The following is an 18,700-nucleotide window of genomic DNA, read 5'->3' as shown; positions in this document are numbered from 1 at the left end:
TTCTTATCGAATCAGTTGTCCGAAGTTTTGGATTCCTTTGGCAGCTGCCAATTTTAAAAGTTTGAGAAAAAGCTGTGCTGTTAGGAAGGCATCTCCCGCGGCAGTATGTCGATCTTCAGTAATTATATTATAGCGTGCACAAAGCTCGTCAAGCCCATAGTGTTCCGGGTTGTATTGGCTACGGTCAGCATGAGGTCCATGCTCCAGACGTATCGCAAAGCTCATGGTGTCGATCATTGGATTTGGCAGTCTTTCCAATCCAAATGGTTTACAAGCCTTTTGCATCATCTCCGTATCAAAACCTATATGATGTGCCACCAAGACTGAGTTTCCGAAATAGGACAAGCTTTGCTCCGCAAACTGCCGAATGGAAAGCTGATTTTCACGCTGGATCAGTCCATGGATCGCGGCAGTGTTTTGTCCGGAGTTTGGGGAATTGGGGTAAAGTTCCAAAGCAGTTTCAATCTGTATTGCTTGATTTCTAATCTTGATTGCCCCAAAGGACAGGATGTAATCATCCTTTGTCGAAAGCCCCGTGGTTTCGGTATCAAATACTGTAAATTCAAGTTGAGCTATACTTCGGATCGCAGGGATAGGCTTTTGATTTTTAAGGAGAAAAGCATCCACAAAGTCAGCATGATCAATCTTTTTCCGCCCAAAATTCCACCAACTCATTGCTGAAAATAGTCTAATTGAAATCGGACTTTTACGATACTTTGAAGCTCAGTGATCGGTGAAAAGGTGTTTTTCAACAGTTGACGTTCCAATTTCCCCAAACTTTCGGGCTTGATAAATCGGCCACTGGATTCATTTCCCAAGCCTTCCAAAGCCCGGGTTCGCATCAGAATTTCATAAGCTTTGGCAGCCTGCTTGAATAATGCTTCATAGTTTGGCTCCAACTCTGCCAGTCGATCAAATCGCTTAAACGTATTATTCACCCCGATCACACCATGGCTGAGGACCAGCAGTCTGGCCAAATCAGCCAAAGGCATCATTGCCCGGGATTTGATATCAAATTCATTTTCGTGTTCACCTGACTTTTCCACCACAAAACCCTTGAAAAAACCAAGTGGAGGTGGATTCATTAGAGCATTTTTTGCCAAGAAATTAAGGAAGATCTTCTTCTTCTGGATTTCTTCATAGATGTGAAGACTCAGCGTTTCTCCCAGTCCGAGATTCCCTGCAATAGGCCTGAAGTCGAAGAAAATCGTGGCGCTGAGGATGGCTTCTTCAGTTGGTCGGATGATCCACTCACTGAAATAGCCTTTCCATTTACTCATCGGTTGTACCCATTTTGGATTGCTGGCCATGATATCTCCAGGACAGGAAGCAAAGCCACAAGCAAGTAAAACTTCGACCATTGCTGTTCCTAGTTTGAGAAAGTAGGCATGAGCCTGTTCTGCCAAAGCTTCTGGCACATCTTCGTACACCAAAGCATTGTCTTGGTCAGTTCGCAGAAGTTGCTCTTCTCTTCCTTCTGAACCTAGCGAGAGAAAGCAAAAAGGAATTTTCTTCAAGGCCGGATCCTCATCGGAAAGCGAGTTTTCTGCGATTCTCAACGCCTGCTTGATGATGATATCATTCACTTCAGTCATGACTGAGGCCACGAAATCCATGGTCAACTCATTTTCCAGATAATAACCTAGCATCTGCTCCGCCTGATCCCGAATCAGTCGCATCTCTTTCAAATCAAGCGTATTCATCAGGCCATGGATCAGCACCGCTGGACTGTTTCCCATGGAAAGAAGGACATCGTGATCGGAAAGAATCCCGCAGACCTGACTTTGATCCGTCCCATCCTCAGTGAGAATAAGATGGTGCAATCGATTCTTGATCATCGTCAGATAGAGATCCGAAAAAGAAGCATCCTTTCTCATCGTCAAAACCGGCGCAGACATAATTTCTGAGCTGGGGGTTTCCAAAGGAATTCCTTTGGCTACGACTTTTGATCGCAAATCTTTATCTGTGATGATTCCCAATGGTTTCAGATCCTCGCGGCAAACTACGATACTGCTGACTTGCTTTTCAGCCATCAAGGCAGCAGCTTGCTGAATGGATTGTTCTGGGCTGCAAGTGAGAACTTTTTCTGAAAATTTGATTTCTGACTTATCCGAAAAAATCATCAAGGAATGGTCACGAGATTCATTTTTGAAAGCCCCACGAGCTTTTTGTCCTTCGGAAAGGTCCTGGCGAATGACCACTTGACCTGAAGCGAAGCCCGCCGCAAAATATAAGGCCACTCTACTATTATGCTCTAAAATCTCTTCGAAAATGGCAACTGGAATGGCATAGACCAAACTGTTTTCATCTACTTTTGCAGAGAGCACATAAGGTCTCTTTCCCAGCAAAGCCAGTACTCCAAAGACATCGCCCTCATCACATTGATCTCGAATTTCTTCATGGTTTTGAAGTGACTCCGTCAATACGATGGCTCCCTCCTTGAGAATGTAAAAATGGGGTTCGGCAGGCTGTCCCTGTCGAAATAAAATGTCACCTTTTTCCAAATAGCGTACCTGCACCGACGCCGCGACCTTTTCCAAAACTTCTTTTGAAAGAAATGAAAATGGTGGAAACCGTTTAAGAAACTCCGCTACCCGATGGACGATGACATTGCTCATTACCTGACAGTTTGGCTAGAAAATTATTGGTACATTAATTGACTTAATTTGTTATCAAACAATTGTAAATGAAGGCATTTTTCAAAATATTCCGTCCAATTCGACAATTGCTCTGGGCTCTTATTGTAGCCTTCATGGTAGGTGTCCATAATTTTTATAAGCAAGAGATGGATTCACCTGACTCGATTGTAAGTTCCATTGAAATAGATGCTGAGGATGAAGATTCCGCTCCAAAAGATTAACCAAAAAAGAGTCGAAATTTTCTACTCTTTTTTGGTTATTTCCTTCCTTCAATAATTTGATTCACAACTTCTGGATCCAATAATGTCGAAGTATCTCCCATGCTATCAAGGCTGTTTTCTGCCACTTTTCGGAGGATTCTGCGCATGATTTTACCAGAGCGAGTTTTAGGAAGTCCAGGGACAATCTGAATTTTATCCGGCTTCGCGATTGGTCCAATGATTTTGGAAACCATGTCTTTGATCTCATTGATCAGATTTTCCTCTGTTCGATGGGTCATATCGCAAATTACATAAGCATAGATACCTTGACCTTTGACCTCGTGTGGGTATCCTACTACAGCAGATTCGATGACTAGCGGATGTTCATTGATTGCATTTTCCACTTCGGCAGTACCCATTCGGTGTCCGGATACATTGATTACATCATCCACTCTTCCGAGGATTCTGTAATATCCATCATGGTCTCGCTTCACACCATCTCCTGTGAAATACATTCCCGGGTAGGTAGAGAAATAGGTTTGCTTGCATCGCTCATGATCGCCGTAAGTTGTTCGGATCATGGATGGCCAAGGGAATTTGATGCAAAGGTTTCCTTCTACGGAATTCCCCGTCAATTCATTTCCCTCCGGATCTACGATGCAGAGCTGTATTCCCGGAAGCGGAAGTGTGGCGAAAGCAGGTTTGGTTGGCGTGATACCTGCAATAGGGGAAATCAAGATTCCTCCTGTTTCAGTCTGCCACCAGGTATCGACAATCGGACATTTGGACTTGCCAATGTGAGTGTGGTACCAATGCCAAGCCTCTTCATTAATCGGCTCTCCTACGGAGCCAAGGACTTTCAGCGAACTTAGATCATAACCTTCGATTGGCTCAGTGCCATAAGCCTGCAAAGCTCGAATGGCTGTTGGAGCGGTATAAAATACATTCACTTTATGCTTTTCGCAGACTGCCCAGAATCTTCCCGCATCTGGGAAAGTCGGAACACCCTCAAACATCAAAGTAGTCGCTCCAGCTAATAATGGTCCATAAACGATATACGAGTGACCTGTAATCCAGCCGATATCAGCTGTACACCAGTACACATCTCCTGCGGAATATTGAAATACATTCTCAAAGGAATATTGGGTATAGACCATGTAGCCACCCGTAGTGTGTACGACTCCCTTTGGCTTTCCTGTGGATCCTGAGGTGTAAAGAATGAAAAGCATATCCTCGCTGTCCATTTCGGCTGCTACATTTTGATCAGACTCGCTAGCAATGACCTCATGCCACCAGAAATCTCTCCCCTCTTTCATGGTGACTTCCTGATTGGTTCGCTGATAGACAATGACTGTATCTACAGGTGATTTTTCCAAAGCCTCGTCGACCACAGATTTCACCCCGATTTTCTTATTTCCTCTATAGTTTCCATCAGAAGTTAAAACAGCTTTGGCACCGCAATCTTCGATTCGATCCGCCAGAGCGTTACTTGAAAATCCTGCAAAAACTACCGAATGAATCGCTCCGATTCGTGCACAGGCAAGCATGGCAATCGCTGCTTCCGGCACCATTGGCATGTAGATGATAACTTTATCGCCTTTGCTGATTCCTTTGGATTTGAGTGCATTGGCAAAGCGATTTACTTCATGAAAAAGTTGGCGGTAGGTAAGTGTTCTTCCAGCTTCATTGGGATCATTTGCTTCCCAAATAATTGCAGGTCGGTCTCCAATAGTGTATAGATGTCGCTCGAAAATATTTTCGGTGATATTCAGCTTGCCATCGACAAACCATTTTACATCCGGATCTTTGAAATTCCACTTGAGGACATTTTTCCAACGCTTTCGCCAGTGAAAAGAATCTGCAATCCTAGCCCAAAACTCTTCGGGCTGAGTTACACTTTTTTGGTATTCGTAGAGGTATCCGCTGAGGGTATGAATTCGATCACTCATGATGGGTTCGTTTATTGTTAAAAGATTATTTAATTCAGTAAATTTTTGACTTCAGCCACAATTTCTTTGGTAGAAAAAGGCTTGGTGAGATATCGGTCGGCACCTAATGCCAAACCTTTTTGAAGGTCTTTTTCTTTGCTTTTCGCAGAAAGGAAGATGACTTGCGTTTTTGGATAGTTTTTTTTGACATATGCACAGACCTCGTATCCATCTACTTTTGGCATCATGATGTCCAGAATAATTAATTCTGGAACTTGATTTTCGATCAGCTGCATAGCTTCCTCACCATCTCGGGCAATAAGAACTTGGTATCCTTCTTTTTTGAATAGGAATTCTAAGGAAAGTAAAATATTAGGTTCGTCATCTACTATCAGGATTTTATTCATGGTGTGTAGCGGTATTTATTAATTGGGATTCTTTCTGTTGTATAGGAATACTGATTTGGAAAACGGTTTTACCATGTTTGGTTTGAACTTGGATTTTACCACCATGGTAGTCCATTATTTTCTTTGATATTGCCAAGCCCAAGCCGGTCCCAATTGGTTTTTTTTCGGTTTGATTTTTTGCCTGAAAAAACTTTTCAAACAGAAAAGGAAGATCTTCATCTGGAATTCCGATTCCATCGTCAATCACAGATATGTAAAGTTGTTCATCAACCTGATTCGCTATCAGCTGAACCGACGTTTTTGCGAACTTTGAAGCATTGCTCAGCAAATTGAGCAGCACTTGTTTGATTCGGTCTGGATCTACCATTAGGAAAAGCTCCTCAAAGCTGCAGTCGATCTGAAACGTTAGGCCTTTTTCCAAAAACACTTTTTCCACGCTTTCTGCAGTTTCCAGAAGTAGTGTTCGAAGCTCAACCTTTTCCCAATTTAAGGTTTGCCGTCCAGAATCAAATCGTTCTAAGTCTAATACTTGATCAATCAGTCGAGTCATTCGCCCAGTCTCATCAATAATGATTTGAAGAAATCGCTTTTTCTCCGTTTCGCTCAGACCTTCGTCTTGAAGGATTTCTGAAAATGCCCGGATCGAAGTGATTGGCGTTTTCATTTCATGCGTCACCGTGGAAATAAATTCATCTTTCAGCATGTCATTTAATTTTAAGGCTTCATTTGCTTCACTGAGTTTCTCAGAGGCTTTCTTCAGTGCTTTGGTTTTGGATTTGAGCTCTTGATTCAAGGATTTCAATTCCTGCGTTTCCTTGAGGATATGTAGCACCTCTTCCATTGGTATCTCCTCTTCTTTGACCACTGAGCCCACCAAGATTCTGGCAGATGCAGCACCGATCACTCCTGATAGAATTCGCTGCGCAAAGTTTACAAACTCCGGATCGGCCATTCCTTTTTGCTGCACAGGTTTGTCATAACTGAGGCTAAAATCATGGAGTGCATTACTAGCTTTTTTCTCTCCAAGAAAAGTCTGTAGAAGTCCCTGAAGTGCGGGGAATTGAGCTTGACCTTTCCAGAAAATATTGGTATCGAGATTTTTGTCATAACTGAAAATATCCACGAATAATACAGCCTGATTCAGTTCTTTAGAGTTTTGCTTCGAAAAAAGAGAGATAGAAACATAAAGTAGAAGATTAGCAAACAAGCTGAAAAAGAGTGAATGTGAAATGATACTCATTCCTTCCATTCCAAACAGATTGTAGGGCTTTAGCCAGGCCAATCCAAATAATCCCTCATTCAAAATTTCGATCGGAATCAATCCATTAATTGCGAATGTTGGTAGAATCAGCGTAAAGGCCCAAATGAACATTCCTGCCAAAAGACCCCAGATTGCACCGGATTTGGATCCTTTTTTCCAAAAAATCCCTCCAATTATAGAGGGGCTTAATTGAGCAATAGCCACAAAAGAAATCAGACCGGTGGAAACTAATGAGCTGCCGGAACCCAAAACCCTAAAGTAGAAATAGGAAAGTAAAATGATCGCGAAAATGGTAAGTCGTCTCCCCCAGATCAAAATTCGGGGCAAGTTGGATTGGAACCTCTGCGAAAAACTGGTATTGGCAACTAAAATAGGCATCAGCAAATTATTGCTGACCATGGTGCTGAGTGAGATGGTCGAAACAATGATCATACTTGTGGCTGCCGCAAAACCACCCAAATACCCGAAAATCGCTAATCCTTCATAGCCATATTCCAAAGGTATAGCAAGAACGAATGTATCTGCGATGACGCCTTGATTTTGGAAAATCATCAAGCCAGAAAGTGCAATCGGCAATACAAACAAGTTGATCAAAACCAAGTAAAGCGGGAAGAGCCACATGGCAGTGTCCAAATGTTTTTCTGAAGTGTTTTCGATGATTCCCATCTGAAATTGACGGGGTAAAAAAAGTACAGCCATCATGGATAGCAATCCCATCCAAAACCAATCGGAGATTCCATTTTCTCCGGAAAGCACGAAAAGATGTGAAAGATCAGCCTCTTTTGCTTTGGCGAAAATGTCTGGAAGCCCATCAAAAAGGAAAAAACTAACGAAGACCCCGATGGCAAGAAAAGAAATAAGCTTGACGATGGATTCAAAGGCAACTGCCATGACTAAACCTTCATGTCTGGCTGTAGCTTCAATAGCTCGGGTTCCAAAAATTACCGTGAATAGCGCGAGGCCTAAAGCTAAATATAAGCCCGAGTCACCGAATACCGAGAAGGCCCCAACTTGCTCTAAAGGATCAGTGAATTGCATGATATCGAGCGAGCTGGAAATTCCTTTGATTTGGATTGAGATGTAAGGCAGAATCCCAAAAAGACAAAAAATCGTAACCAAAGCTCCAAGATTGGCAGATTTGCCATATCTAGAACTGATAAAATCCGCAATCGAAGAGATATTCATCAGCTTGGAGATCCGGATGATCTTGCGCATCACCAGCCACCACAGGGGAGCAATCAAGCAAGGCCCAATATAAATAGTAAGGAAATCTAGCCCACTTTCTGCAGCCCTGCCTACTGAACCGTAAAAGGTCCAGGCAGTACAATAAACCGCCAAAGAGAGAGAATAGACATAAGGGTGAGCCGCCCATTTTTTGAGCATTGAGCCTTTGCGCTCGGTAAACCAAGTTATGGCAAAGAGTAGGATTAAATATCCAAAAGTGACCGATATGATTACCTCTGTACTAAGCATCAGAATCATTATTGGATTTTTTGATCACCAATCGGGTCAAAAGCAAAATGATGAAAAGGAAAATGAAGATGAAAAAATAAAGTATTGGAATACCCCAGATCATTAGATCCTTATTGTAAAGCATCAGAAAGGGGTAATTCAGCAGGAAAAATCCTAGCAAAAACACTCCCCAGAGACGTTGACTTTTCAAGGTATTTTAGGTTTTGAGGTAAATTGGAAATTACCAGTTTTGAAATTTTAAAAAAAGGGAACTCCGGATTTAGATACCCGAAATTCCCTTTAACTGATTTAATGTTCCTGAGCAGCACCTGCACCACGTGGAACACGAATCTCCTGAATCATATCCTGGACATCCTGAGGGGGAGCAGGAGTCATTTTAGAAACCGCTACGCAGACTATGAAATTTAGAAACATGCCAACAGAACCAATTCCTTCTGGAGAGATCCCAAACCACCAATTATCTGCCGAATTCAATTCTGGACTGATGAATTTGAAGAATATGATGTAGCTCAGCGTAAAAACTAGGCCTGAGATCATTCCAGCAATTGCACCTTCTTTATTGATACGGCTGGAGAAAATACCCATGATGATCACCGGGAAGAATGAGGCTGCCGCCAAACCAAAGGCAAAGGCTACAACTTCGGCGACAAATCCAGGAGGGTTTATCCCGAAATAACCTGCTATTACCACCGCACCTGCAGCAGCAATACGAGCGATCCGAAGCTCTTTTTTCTCAGACATATTCGGGTTGAATGTGCGGAAAAGGTCTCTTGAAACTGAAGTCGAAATCACCAACAATAAACCTGCTGCTGTGGAAAGTGCTGCTGCCATTGCACCGGCAGCAACCAAACCTACCACCCAATTAGGAAGCTTGGCGATCTCAGGTGATGCCAGTACCATGATGTCCTTGTCGATCGTTAATTCATTGACGGTTTTGTCTGCACGGTATTGAACCAAGCCATCACCATTTTTATCATCTACAGTAATTAGATTCGTTTTTTGCCATGTGCCTACCCAAGTTGGAAGGTTTTCCACAGGCTTTTCATTGACAGATTCGATGGCATTATAGATTCCAAAAGCTGCGACAGCTGGTGCCGTTGTGTAAAGAATCATAATAAAAACCAATGCATAGCCAGCAGATAATCGTGCATCTTTCACTCGTGGTACGGTGAAAAAACGAACAATTACGTGAGGCAATCCTGCAGTGCCGACCATCAGGGCTAGCGTGATCATAAATATGTCCACCATTCCTTTTCGTCCTTCAGTGTAGGCTGCAAATCCCAATTCAGTCAATACTCCATCCAGCTTATCAAGCAAATAAGTGCCATCAGCAACCGTGCTTCCCAATCCCAATTGCGGAATAGGATTCCCTGTTAACTGCATAGACACAAAAATTGCTGGAACCATAAAGGCAAAAATTAGCACGCAATATTGAGCAACCTGTGTGTAGGTAATTCCCTTCATTCCGCCTAAAACAGCATAGAAAAATACGATACACATTCCTATCACTACGCCCCATTCAATTGGAACTTCTAAGTAACGGGAGAAAACAATTCCTACACCACGCATTTGACCTGCAACATAAGTAAAGGAGATAAAAAGCGCACAGATGACAGCTACAACTCGGGCCTTATTGGAATAATAACGATCACCGACAAAATCAGGAACCGTGAACTTTCCAAATTTCCGAAGGTAGGGAGCTAATAGTAAGGCAAGCAATACATAGCCACCGGTCCAACCCATCAGGTAAACTGATCCGTCATATCCGGAAAAGGAGATAATCCCCGCCATAGAGATAAATGATGCTGCTGACATCCAGTCTGCCGCAGTAGCCATTCCATTTGCAAGAGGAGAAACGCCACCTCCTGCGGTATAAAATTCTTTTGTAGATCCGGCACGAGTATAGATCGCGATGCCGATGTATAAGGCGAACGAAAGGCCCACCAGTATATAAGTCCAGGTTAAAATTTCCATGATTTTTCTTTTTTGGGTGAGTTAATCTTCGTTGACATCAAATTCCTTATCGAGCTTGTTCATTCGGACCACATAGATGAAGATCAGAATGACGAAAGCGAAAATGGATCCTTGTTGGGCAAACCAGAATCCGAGTTTATAGCCTCCGATTTGAATTGTATTGAGTGGCTCTACCAGAAGGATCCCGAATCCGAAGGAGACGGTAAACCAGATAATCAGTAATACGAATAGCGTCTGGAGGTTTTTCTTCCAGTAGGCTTTCATTTTTGGGTCTTGGTTAGGCATAGTATTTTGGGTTAGAGAAATATTTGTGTTTGTAAGAAGAATTCCCCAGCTGCGCCGGATTTTTTAAAGTTTTCAAAAAGCGGTCTTTGGCTGTATTGAAATGTTATTTTGGCTTGGTGCCCATTGATGTAATAGTTCATTCCGAGATCATACTGCCAGCTACTGTCATCGAAATGCTCAAAGTTTTTATGTGTCAAGGCACCAAAAGCCTGTAGCCGTCCTTTATCTTTCAATATAGAGTTTGGTAGAAGAAAGCCGTGCAAAGTGTAGAAAATAGTGCCCGTTCCGATGGTTGGCTGGGAGTTTCCACTGCCATTTTGAGTGGTTCCCGGACCAAAACCTACATTCATGATGCCGATATTCCGCATGTAATTGGGTCCAAAATCATAGGAATAAAGTACAGCATAGGAGGTCAAAGCTGTTCCAGAGGCAGAACTCAAGGGAATGTCCAAAAAAGCATCAAAGCCAAAGAGTTTCATGTCGTGGGTTTGAGTGTTGCCATCGGCCAATTTTGAACTTGTGGCTCCGGCGTGATGATACCAGCCTGCTCCGATGTTAAAGACTTTTTTTGTGCCAAGGTAGCTTCCTACGAAATAGGGCAGTTTGTTATTTTCTTTTTCAAGAAATTGGTAGGCTGCATAGCCTTGGGTGGCCCAGTTGTCCGTCAAGGTATTTGCTGCAATGGGGCGTTGAGTGGCCTCATCGTATCTTCCCCCACTGCCTACAGCAAAAGGTTTGTTGAGCGCGAATCGATAATTGATTTTGCCGACAGTGCCTTTGGTATACATCCCCAGTTGTCTGGCAAATTGATCAGTGAGTTCAATATTTGGCCAGTTGAAGATTGGAGCATCAATTGCCATAAAATTGAGGGTAGAGTGACTGGTGAATCGGGAGATTCCATTCCAATAATGTAGTCCTGCTCCGGCATAAAGCCAGTCTGTGATTTTATATTCGGTCCAGATATCGTGAAAAAATAATTGAGGTTTTTTTGCAGAGGTACCAATTGCACTTCCTAAACCAGTCTCAGGATTAACGGTGACAGGTAAGTTTCCTGCATTGCCTGTTGCACCGCCGGCAGGAGCTCCACCATTGGCAAAGGTTTGATTGTTGATTCCGAAATGAGATAGGATTAGAAATCTTGGGGAAACTTCAGCAACTGCCAAAATTCTAGCTCTTCGGATTCCAATGTCAGCAGTAGTCTTCTTAGGCTGCCCATCGATTCCCAATGTTCCTGGGTTATTTTGGGTGATGCTGGCCCACATTTGATTCCAGATAATAAATCGAACATACTTTGACCCATCCGAGGATAAGTTTAATGTCAAGGGCTTATAAGAATGATCAATTGGCGGTTTTTCAGTCGTGGGCCCTTGGGCATAGGTCAGTTGGCACAAGAATGCCAAAAAGACCAGAGTCAGAAAATGGGTTTTTAAATACATGATCTTGGGTTTATTGCTAGTTGACTAGTAAAGTCGGGCCCTGACAATAACTGTGATCAAGTTGGTGGCTTTCGAGAAAAAATAAAAAACAGAGCTATACTTTTGTAAAAATGATATAGGTTATTTAAAAGGAGGATTTAGCGATTCTTAAACCGTTCCCATTTGATCACCATGAATTTATCTCCTAATTCAGTGATAATCATTCCTGATCCAGCTATTTCAGACTTTTTAGCCATGAATTTGACTAATTCCTCATGATTGAAGATTTTATAAGTTGGTCTGTAATCTGAGTTTTCAGGGGCTTTGATTCCGTATTCTTTTACCCAATTCATCACCTATACATGACTGACACCAATGATTCGTTCGATCTCCCGGAGCGAAATTCCTTCCAGATAGAGCTGTAACGCCTTAATGACATAGTACTTATCTATGCTTTTCCCAAGCTTGGCTACTGAGAAGTGATAGTTGCAATTCTTGCATTTATAGCGTTGTCTACCTGATATTATTCCGCTTTTTGAAATATTTTCATTAGAACATTTGGGGCATTGAATTTCCTGCATAGTTTTCTCAATAGCGTTGCTATAGCTATTTAGCGTAAATATATTTTTTTAGCAATAAATTTATAATGTTTTGTAAAAGTTGACAATAGAAGAATAATATTTTAAAAAAAATAAAGATAAAAGATGATTAATATCATCTTCTAAGGTTAAATAAAAATCAAATTAATGGTGGAGCCTTTTTCTTTTCAAATAAAATACTCCGAGGCTATCGCCAATCCAGCTGCTAAGAAGCTTACCAGTAATTTGTTCCAGTGGAAGGTGTGATGAGGACTACTTTCAAAAAATATGGTAGTGGAAATATGGAGAAAACCACCTACGACCAAACCATAGAGCATCCCGATTCCTTCTTTTTGAAGAATCCCATTCTCGAAGAGAAATGCACTCGAAAACATGCCCAGTGGCGACGCCAAGGCAAATAGTGTTAATAAAATCAAAGTCCATTTTCTCGATAGCGAACTGCTCAGGACAGCAGCAAGCGCAAAAGCTGCGGGACCTTTATGCATGATAATTCCTATCAAAACTGATTTTCCACTATGCAAATGACCCGCGGAATCAACCCCGACCAAATTACCATGAGACAGTAAAGTGCCTTCTAAAAATGCATGAATAAACAGTCCCAGCATCACCGTGATTACCCCACTTTTGCTTTCCCCATGATGATTATGGATATGCCCATGTTCGATTCCGCTGGAAAGAAACTCAAGAATCTGCTGAAGCAAAAAGCCGATTAGGATAAATAAACCCATCTTTCCTCCGTCAAATCCGCTGGAAAAGAGTTCAGGTAAAAGGTGTAGTACAGTGATAGAGAATAAATAAGATCCTGCGAAAACCAAGATCAATTTGAAATACTTCTCTTTGAATTTTGGCGCGAAAAAAACTAATGATCCTGCGCCAATTGCTGTGAAGAAAAGAAGAAGAAAGTTTATTCCCATGTCTTAGAAGGCTTTCTGCTGTCTTTCAGAAAAGCTTGGAGGTATAACTCAGGCAAAGGTAATAAAATTCAATAATGTTGCATTTATATTACTATTCCTGAATGAAAGATAAGAATGGCTTGAGGGTTTCGCTGGCAAAAGTGCCATAGCCTCCCTTACCATCATCATAAATCAAGAAAACTTCAATTTCACTTAAGGTCGAGTCAAGCTGAATAGCACGGTCGAGTCCCATGACCATCATAGCCGTCGCATAAGCATCTGCAGTCATACAGTCTTTTGCCAAAACAGTAGCACTGAGCAAGCTGTGATTTACAGGATAGCCCGTTGCAGGATTGATGGTATGAGAGATTTTGACGGAATCTCTGACATAGTAATTACGATAATTTCCAGAAGTGGCCATTCCCCGATCCTCTAAGGCAATAATGCTATAAAGATCAGAAGCATTAGCACTTTCATCTGGCCGATTAATCCCGACTTTCCAAAGCTCTCCTTTTTCATTTACTCCTTTTGCGACTAGTTCTCCGCCGATTTCCACTAAATAATTTTCTATTCCCTTTTTGTTTAGAAAGTCTGCGATGGCATCCACACCCTGACCTTTGGCGATAGCCGAAAAATCCAGATACATACCTGGCTTGGTCTTTCGTACTAGTTTTTCATCAAATTGGATTTTGTCAAAACCTACTGCATCCAATAGTAAACTGATGTCCGTACTGTCTTTTAGTTCAGGACCTCCAGGGCCAAAACCCCAAACATTCACCAAAGGTCCAATAGTCGGGTCAAAAGCTCCATTAGTGTTTTGGAATACTTTTTTAGATGCATTGAGCACCTGAGGTAAATAGGGTAATTTGAAAAGTAAGCTATCCGCACTGTTGAACTGGGAAATCTCGGAATCCGGAATGTAAGTGGAAAGACTATTATTGAAAACCACCAACAGGGAATCAACGGACGATTGTAGGTTTTTGCCCGATTCGGTAAGGTAAGTCAGCGAATAAGTCGTGCCCATTGTTTGACCAGAAAAAGTAACTTTTCCGGGACTTGAAATTTCCAGGATCTCTGTTTCTTGAGAGCTTGTCTTAGACCTCCAGAAATAAACACTTACTACCAGAACAAGAAGTACAAGAGAGTATATCGTATTTTTCTGCGCGTTGGAGGCCATAGGTCAAGAGATTTAATGCGAATTTAAGGCTTATTTTCCGCTTTGGACAAAATGTGGGTTTATGAAATTCACTATCTAGGGCAAGTCTAATTTTCTATATTTGTTCATCATGAGAGAAGATTACCTAAGTGGAGACGAAGAAAGCTTAAGTCCAAGAGATCGGGATTTTGAAAAGGCATTGAGGCCCTTGAGTTTTGAGGATTTTACCGGCCAATTTAAAATTGTGGAGAATCTGAGGGTATTTGTGCTTGCAGCCAAAAATCGAAATGAGCCTCTGGATCACGTATTGCTGCATGGGCCTCCAGGCTTGGGAAAAACTACTCTGAGCCATATTATTGCAAATGAATTGGGTTCTGGCTTGAAAATCACTTCAGGTCCAGTATTGGATAAACCCTCTGATCTTGCAGGTTTACTCACCAATCTGGAAGAAGGCGATGTACTTTTTATAGATGAGATTCACCGGCTGAATCCTATTGTGGAGGAATACCTGTATTCTGCGATGGAGGATTTCCGAATAGATATCATGCTGGATTCCGGTCCAAATGCCCGTTCGGTGCAGATTTCCTTAAGTCCATTCACCCTGATCGGAGCGACAACCCGCTCTGGACTATTGACCTCTCCACTTCGTGCCCGATTTGGGATCAATTCTCGACTCGAATATTACGATGCGAAATTATTGACAGATATCGTAACTCGATCTGCAGGAATCCTGCAAACGCCCATAGATGAAGTAGCTTCCTATGAAATCGCCCGCCGAAGTCGTGGTACGCCACGAATAGCGAATATGCTTTTGCGGAGAACCCGGGACTTTGCGGAAGTAAAAGGAAATGGAACGATCACCTTGGATATAGCACAGTTTGCCCTGAATGCCCTCGATGTGGATGTGAACGGCTTGGATGAAATGGATAATCGAATCTTGCTCACGATCATCGAAAAATTCAAAGGCGGACCGGTTGGCTTAAGTACCATTGCCACGGCTTGTGGTGAGGAAGCAGAGACGATTGAGGAGGTTTACGAACCCTTCCTGATTCAAGAGGGCTATCTCAAGCGAACCGCCAGAGGGCGAATGGCTACTGAGCAAGCTTACAAGCACCTGAAAATTAAGCCAAATTTGGGATTGGGTGGGTTGTTTGAGGGAGTGTAATAATCAATTTTAGAAATTGAAAAAGCCAGTCCAAATTACTTTAGACTGGCTTTTTTTGTTTTTTCAATAACTTACTTCTTTAGCGAAGCCATATCGATCACAAATCGGTAGCGCACATCTCCTGCGATGGTTCGCTCCGCTCGGCGAAGTCAAATCATTGCTATTAACTGGGTGGGATTTATAATTCCACCCATATATCCTTACCATCCCGTACAGCTGTCGGGATTCAATTAGTTTAAGGTCTAAACTTATAGTCTCATAATCAAATCTGAATTGCGAATTCTAATTGATAGGAAGGCGTAATTACAAATCACGCCTAGCACAAACGCTACATTCAACCCAGAGGGGGGTACTAAATTATTCCGTGTGAATTCATTGCTATTTCCAAGAATACAAGCGAATCAAGACCTTCTCGATTTGCCTTAACAAGATTCTCTTTTTCGATAAGGAAATATTTTTCATAATCTAGATAGAACCACTTTTCGAAAGGTATAAGTGAATCATAAAGCACATCGTAATTGTTTAAAGATTTGATTTTAATATTCAATTTTCCTAAATCAGGATAACTCCCCATATTTACAATAAGGTTGGGGTCTTCATCAAACTCTCTCCTGTAATAAATATATTTTTCATTTGAAATAATCTCAATTCGGTTTTGGGTGAATTCGCTTTTGGCATCCAATATAATCAAGAGAGTATCACCTTTATTTCCTCCACTCAAAGAATTTAAATAAAGGGTGGATAAAATTCTATCTTCTTTTTCTTTACAGGAGAAAAGGGAGAAAGAATACAAAAGTATAATTAGTAGTTTAGCTCTCATTATTGGCAATTTTTTGTAAGCCTAGTTCAGATTTATGGAGCTTATCCGAAATAACACTCAATTACAGCAGAAATAGGAACGATGCATTCTCTTATCCACCCTTTTTTAGGATCTCGATAATAGATATATACTGATTCAGATTTAGGTTTTCTAACTAAAATAAATGCATAGTTCTTATTAATTAAAGGCTCAGAGATATATTGGGTACTCTCATCTTTTCTTTTTTTTCGAAACTTAACCTTAGAAGAAAGCTTCATTCTATTTAAGACTTTCGTGGACAGCAGGGCGCTGAGCACAGGAAGCTCGTCCAATTCAGCCGGCAGTTCAGAATTTTTGAAAGAGCAAAACAATATGCCTTCTTCCCATTTATATTCGAGTAAAAGATCGATCCAAGATGGATCCCCAATAGTTTTATAGTAGAGTCGTAGTCTATCCTTTTCTTTGTCGGAATAAAGAATGTTTAACAATTCATACTGCTCATCGCTTAATTTTTCAAAGTTCTTTGACTCTTGAGCTAAGGCAGGAATAGCGTATAACCCAAGGAGGAAGAATACTCCTATTTCCAACCTAATTTTAATCACACTTTTCACCATAGACTTGATAATTTCATTTTGCGCCATTATCAATAATTTCTGACCAGCTGCTACCAGAAGAAGAAAAATTAGCCATCTCATTTTGTGAGATGGCTAATGAACTATTTTTAATCGATAAAGACAACATAGAGTGGAATCGAGCATTCATACTCCCAATCCCCATTCTGATTTCTTTTTTGAATTCGAAGACTCTCAGAGTATCGATATTTAAATAACATGAAGGAATAGTTTCCGACAATTATAGGCTCTGTAACCGACAAATAAGAATCGTACTTGAAATCCTTAATTAGAATAAATCGTTTACTTAGCTTCTTTGGATTTAGATCTTTGACTTGGATATTCATTACATGATCACTAAGTTGATCGATGGATCTTTCCAATTGGGGATCTTCAATCGAGCAAAGTCCTATTCCTCTTTTCTCCCTATAATAATCTCCATATAATAAATGAACCCAAGATTTATAATCAATGGTCTGATAGAAGATTTTTGTTGATTCTTTTCCGGAATTCTTAAATGAGTCTTCGATCACTTTGTATTGTTCCTTCGTCAGCTCCTTTTTAGTTTGGGCCTCTGTAAAGAAAGGTATCATGATCAATGCTCCGATAGCTATTTTATTAATTACACTTTGTCCCATTGGCTTGATTCGTTCCATTTGCTTCTCTATTCAAGATTTGATTGATTTCTGACCAGCTACTACCAGATGGAATCAAAGGTTTAGCCTCGTAAATTAGCTCATTTGGATTAGCTGGATTTATCAAACCTCCAAAGGCCATCTTATAGTAATAATCAAAGGGTAAATTACCTCCTGTAGCACCATGCTTTTTATCCCAATTGTATAGGGATACGGTCATGCCTAGAACGAAGTCGCCCATGGTGGTTTTTGAATCCCCTTTTTTGGATACAAATATCTTAATCACTAGTTAAGAAAAGTCATCTCATTTTCTAAGATGGCTTTAAATCATGATTATTTATCAATGTAGTTCTCCATAGAGGGTAACCCCACATTCAGGATCCCAATTTCCTTCTGAATTTTTCTTTTGAACGTAAAGACCTTTATCCTTTTTCGACCTAAAAAACAAGAAAGCAAAATCTCCCAAAATTATCGGTTCTGAAAGGGTTAGTACCTTGTCAATTTTTGGACGTCTTTTTAGGTCAAATCTATCATCAATAAGGTTCTTTGAGAACTTTTTAATTTCGAGATTTTTCACTGGAATCCTTAAGTCTTTAAAAGCTTTAGCTAAATTTTGATCTTCAAAGAGGCAAAACCCAACCCCAATTGTAGTGGAAAATTCGTCTCCCCAAACCTAATCCATCCAAACTTCATATCCGAGAGTCTTCTCGTTAAGTTTTATATTTTTAACATTTGAATCTGGCCATACACCAGAAATAATCTCATATTTTTCCTGGCTAATTCCAAATTCCTCTTGAGCGAACGAATGTTGTGAAACAAAGTATAATAAGGAAAGAATTACAAAACCAAGGTTTAAGCTATTTACATTTTTCCCCATTAGATTCATAGTTTCCTGTTGCCTCATTTTCAATAATTTTATTAATATCTGCCCAGCTACTTCCTTCAGGGATTAATCCCTTCGCTTCGTCTAGCAATTCAGAGGTCCCGTCTTTTATTAATCCTGCAAACGCTAACTTGTAATAATAATCAAAACCCAAACTACCCCCTGAAGGACCAAATTTTTTATCTCAATTATAAAGATTTCAGTTAAGCCTATTCCTAATAATCTCCAATTGTTCTCGATTCCAGTATTTTGCTAAAAAGTATCCATCCGATCAACCCCATATTGCTAAAGGCCTCCTGACTGTATAATGTTGCAGGATGAAAAACGTAAGCAACGAAGAATACTATTCCCTTTTCTGTAAATGGAGGGAATCCGGT

The 18,700-nt window shown here is 41.0% G+C and carries 19 protein-coding genes; 2 read left to right on the top strand and 17 right to left on the bottom strand.

Annotated elements, in window-relative coordinates; genetic code table 11:
• Positions 1-3 precede the first annotated feature (3 nt).
• Together P8O16_RS07070 and P8O16_RS07065 are read right to left on the bottom strand one after the other, a co-directional pair.
• The gene (locus P8O16_RS07070; protein WP_300312508.1) at positions 4-675 is read right to left on the bottom strand and encodes a 3'-5' exonuclease; all 672 of its coding nucleotides are present in this window, start codon (positions 673-675) and stop codon (positions 4-6) included.
• Complete coding sequence (locus tag P8O16_RS07065; RefSeq protein WP_300312505.1) at positions 672-2,618, bottom strand: DUF294 nucleotidyltransferase-like domain-containing protein; 1,947 nt, start codon at positions 2,616-2,618, stop codon at positions 672-674. The genes P8O16_RS07070 and P8O16_RS07065 overlap by 4 nt, the downstream gene beginning before the upstream one ends.
• 68 nt (positions 2,619-2,686) lie before the next feature.
• On the opposite strand from P8O16_RS07065, the gene P8O16_RS07060 reads away from it, so the two are divergent.
• The gene (locus P8O16_RS07060) at positions 2,687-2,860 is read left to right on the top strand and encodes a hypothetical protein (RefSeq protein WP_300312503.1); all 174 of its coding nucleotides are present in this window, start codon (positions 2,687-2,689) and stop codon (positions 2,858-2,860) included.
• Positions 2,861-2,895: 35 nt separating this feature from the next.
• Here P8O16_RS07060 and acs read toward each other — a convergent pair whose 3' ends face one another.
• The 10 genes from acs to P8O16_RS07010 form a co-directional block, all read right to left on the bottom strand.
• On the bottom strand, positions 2,896-4,791 hold the full coding sequence (acs, locus tag P8O16_RS07055) for an acetate--CoA ligase (RefSeq protein WP_300312765.1): 1,896 nt from the start codon (positions 4,789-4,791) through the stop codon (positions 2,896-2,898).
• Between the two features lie 26 nt (positions 4,792-4,817).
• Positions 4,818-5,174, bottom strand: a complete 357-nt coding sequence (locus tag P8O16_RS07050; protein WP_300312500.1) for a response regulator — start codon at positions 5,172-5,174, stop codon at positions 4,818-4,820.
• On the bottom strand, positions 5,167-7,908 hold the full coding sequence (locus P8O16_RS07045; RefSeq protein WP_300312498.1) for a sensor histidine kinase: 2,742 nt from the start codon (positions 7,906-7,908) through the stop codon (positions 5,167-5,169). The genes P8O16_RS07050 and P8O16_RS07045 overlap by 8 nt, the downstream gene beginning before the upstream one ends.
• Positions 7,909-8,196: 288 nt before the next feature.
• Entirely contained in the window at positions 8,197-9,882 is a 1,686-nt protein-coding gene (locus P8O16_RS07040; protein WP_300312495.1) for a sodium:solute symporter family protein, read from the bottom strand.
• Positions 9,883-9,903: 21 nt separating this feature from the next.
• On the bottom strand, positions 9,904-10,167 hold the full coding sequence (locus P8O16_RS07035; RefSeq protein WP_300312492.1) for a DUF4212 domain-containing protein: 264 nt from the start codon (positions 10,165-10,167) through the stop codon (positions 9,904-9,906).
• An 11-nt stretch (positions 10,168-10,178) separates the two neighbouring features.
• On the bottom strand, positions 10,179-11,603 hold the full coding sequence (locus P8O16_RS07030; RefSeq protein ID WP_300312490.1) for a porin: 1,425 nt from the start codon (positions 11,601-11,603) through the stop codon (positions 10,179-10,181).
• Between the two features lie 137 nt (positions 11,604-11,740).
• Entirely contained in the window at positions 11,741-11,935 is a 195-nt protein-coding gene (locus P8O16_RS07025) for a hypothetical protein (protein ID WP_300312487.1), read from the bottom strand.
• Positions 11,936-11,938: 3 nt separating this feature from the next.
• On the bottom strand, positions 11,939-12,163 hold the full coding sequence (locus P8O16_RS07020; RefSeq protein ID WP_300312484.1) for a hypothetical protein: 225 nt from the start codon (positions 12,161-12,163) through the stop codon (positions 11,939-11,941).
• Between the two features lie 185 nt (positions 12,164-12,348).
• Positions 12,349-13,095, bottom strand: coding sequence for a ZIP family metal transporter (locus tag P8O16_RS07015; protein ID WP_300312481.1), 747 nt, complete (start codon positions 13,093-13,095; stop codon positions 12,349-12,351).
• A 91-nt stretch (positions 13,096-13,186) separates the two neighbouring features.
• A complete protein-coding gene (locus P8O16_RS07010) occupies positions 13,187-14,251 on the bottom strand; it encodes an FAD:protein FMN transferase (RefSeq protein ID WP_300312479.1) in 1,065 nt (354 codons plus the stop codon).
• Positions 14,252-14,360: 109 nt separating this feature from the next.
• Here P8O16_RS07010 and ruvB point away from each other — a divergent pair, with 109 nt between their 5' ends.
• Entirely contained in the window at positions 14,361-15,395 is a 1,035-nt protein-coding gene (gene ruvB, locus P8O16_RS07005) for a Holliday junction branch migration DNA helicase RuvB (protein WP_300312476.1), read from the top strand.
• Between the two features lie 352 nt (positions 15,396-15,747).
• Here the strand turns inward: ruvB and P8O16_RS07000 are convergent, their stop codons facing one another.
• The 5 genes from P8O16_RS07000 to P8O16_RS06980 form a co-directional block, all read right to left on the bottom strand.
• On the bottom strand, positions 15,748-16,215 hold the full coding sequence (locus P8O16_RS07000) for a hypothetical protein (protein ID WP_300312474.1): 468 nt from the start codon (positions 16,213-16,215) through the stop codon (positions 15,748-15,750).
• 41 nt (positions 16,216-16,256) lie between these two features.
• Positions 16,257-16,889: a hypothetical protein gene (locus P8O16_RS06995; RefSeq protein ID WP_300312471.1), complete on the bottom strand. Its 633-nt coding sequence runs from the start codon at positions 16,887-16,889 to the stop codon at positions 16,257-16,259.
• Positions 16,890-16,915: 26 nt separating this feature from the next.
• On the bottom strand, positions 16,916-17,461 hold the full coding sequence (locus P8O16_RS06990) for a hypothetical protein (RefSeq protein ID WP_300312468.1): 546 nt from the start codon (positions 17,459-17,461) through the stop codon (positions 16,916-16,918).
• Positions 17,424-17,726 carry a hypothetical protein gene (locus tag P8O16_RS06985; protein ID WP_300312465.1) on the bottom strand — a complete coding sequence of 101 codons (303 nt, stop codon included), beginning with the start codon at positions 17,724-17,726 and terminating at the stop codon, positions 17,424-17,426. The genes P8O16_RS06990 and P8O16_RS06985 overlap by 38 nt, the downstream gene beginning before the upstream one ends.
• 387 nt (positions 17,727-18,113) lie before the next feature.
• Complete coding sequence (locus tag P8O16_RS06980) at positions 18,114-18,344, bottom strand: hypothetical protein (protein WP_300312463.1); 231 nt, start codon at positions 18,342-18,344, stop codon at positions 18,114-18,116.
• Between the last annotated feature and the right edge of the window lie 356 nt (positions 18,345-18,700).

Origin of the sequence: Algoriphagus sp., assembly GCF_029254265.1 — a bacterium.
Taxonomy (GTDB): Bacteria; Bacteroidota; Bacteroidia; order Cytophagales; family Cyclobacteriaceae; genus Algoriphagus.
Note: the sequence above shows the minus strand (reverse complement) of the source record. Positions and strands in the feature narration are given on the sequence as shown.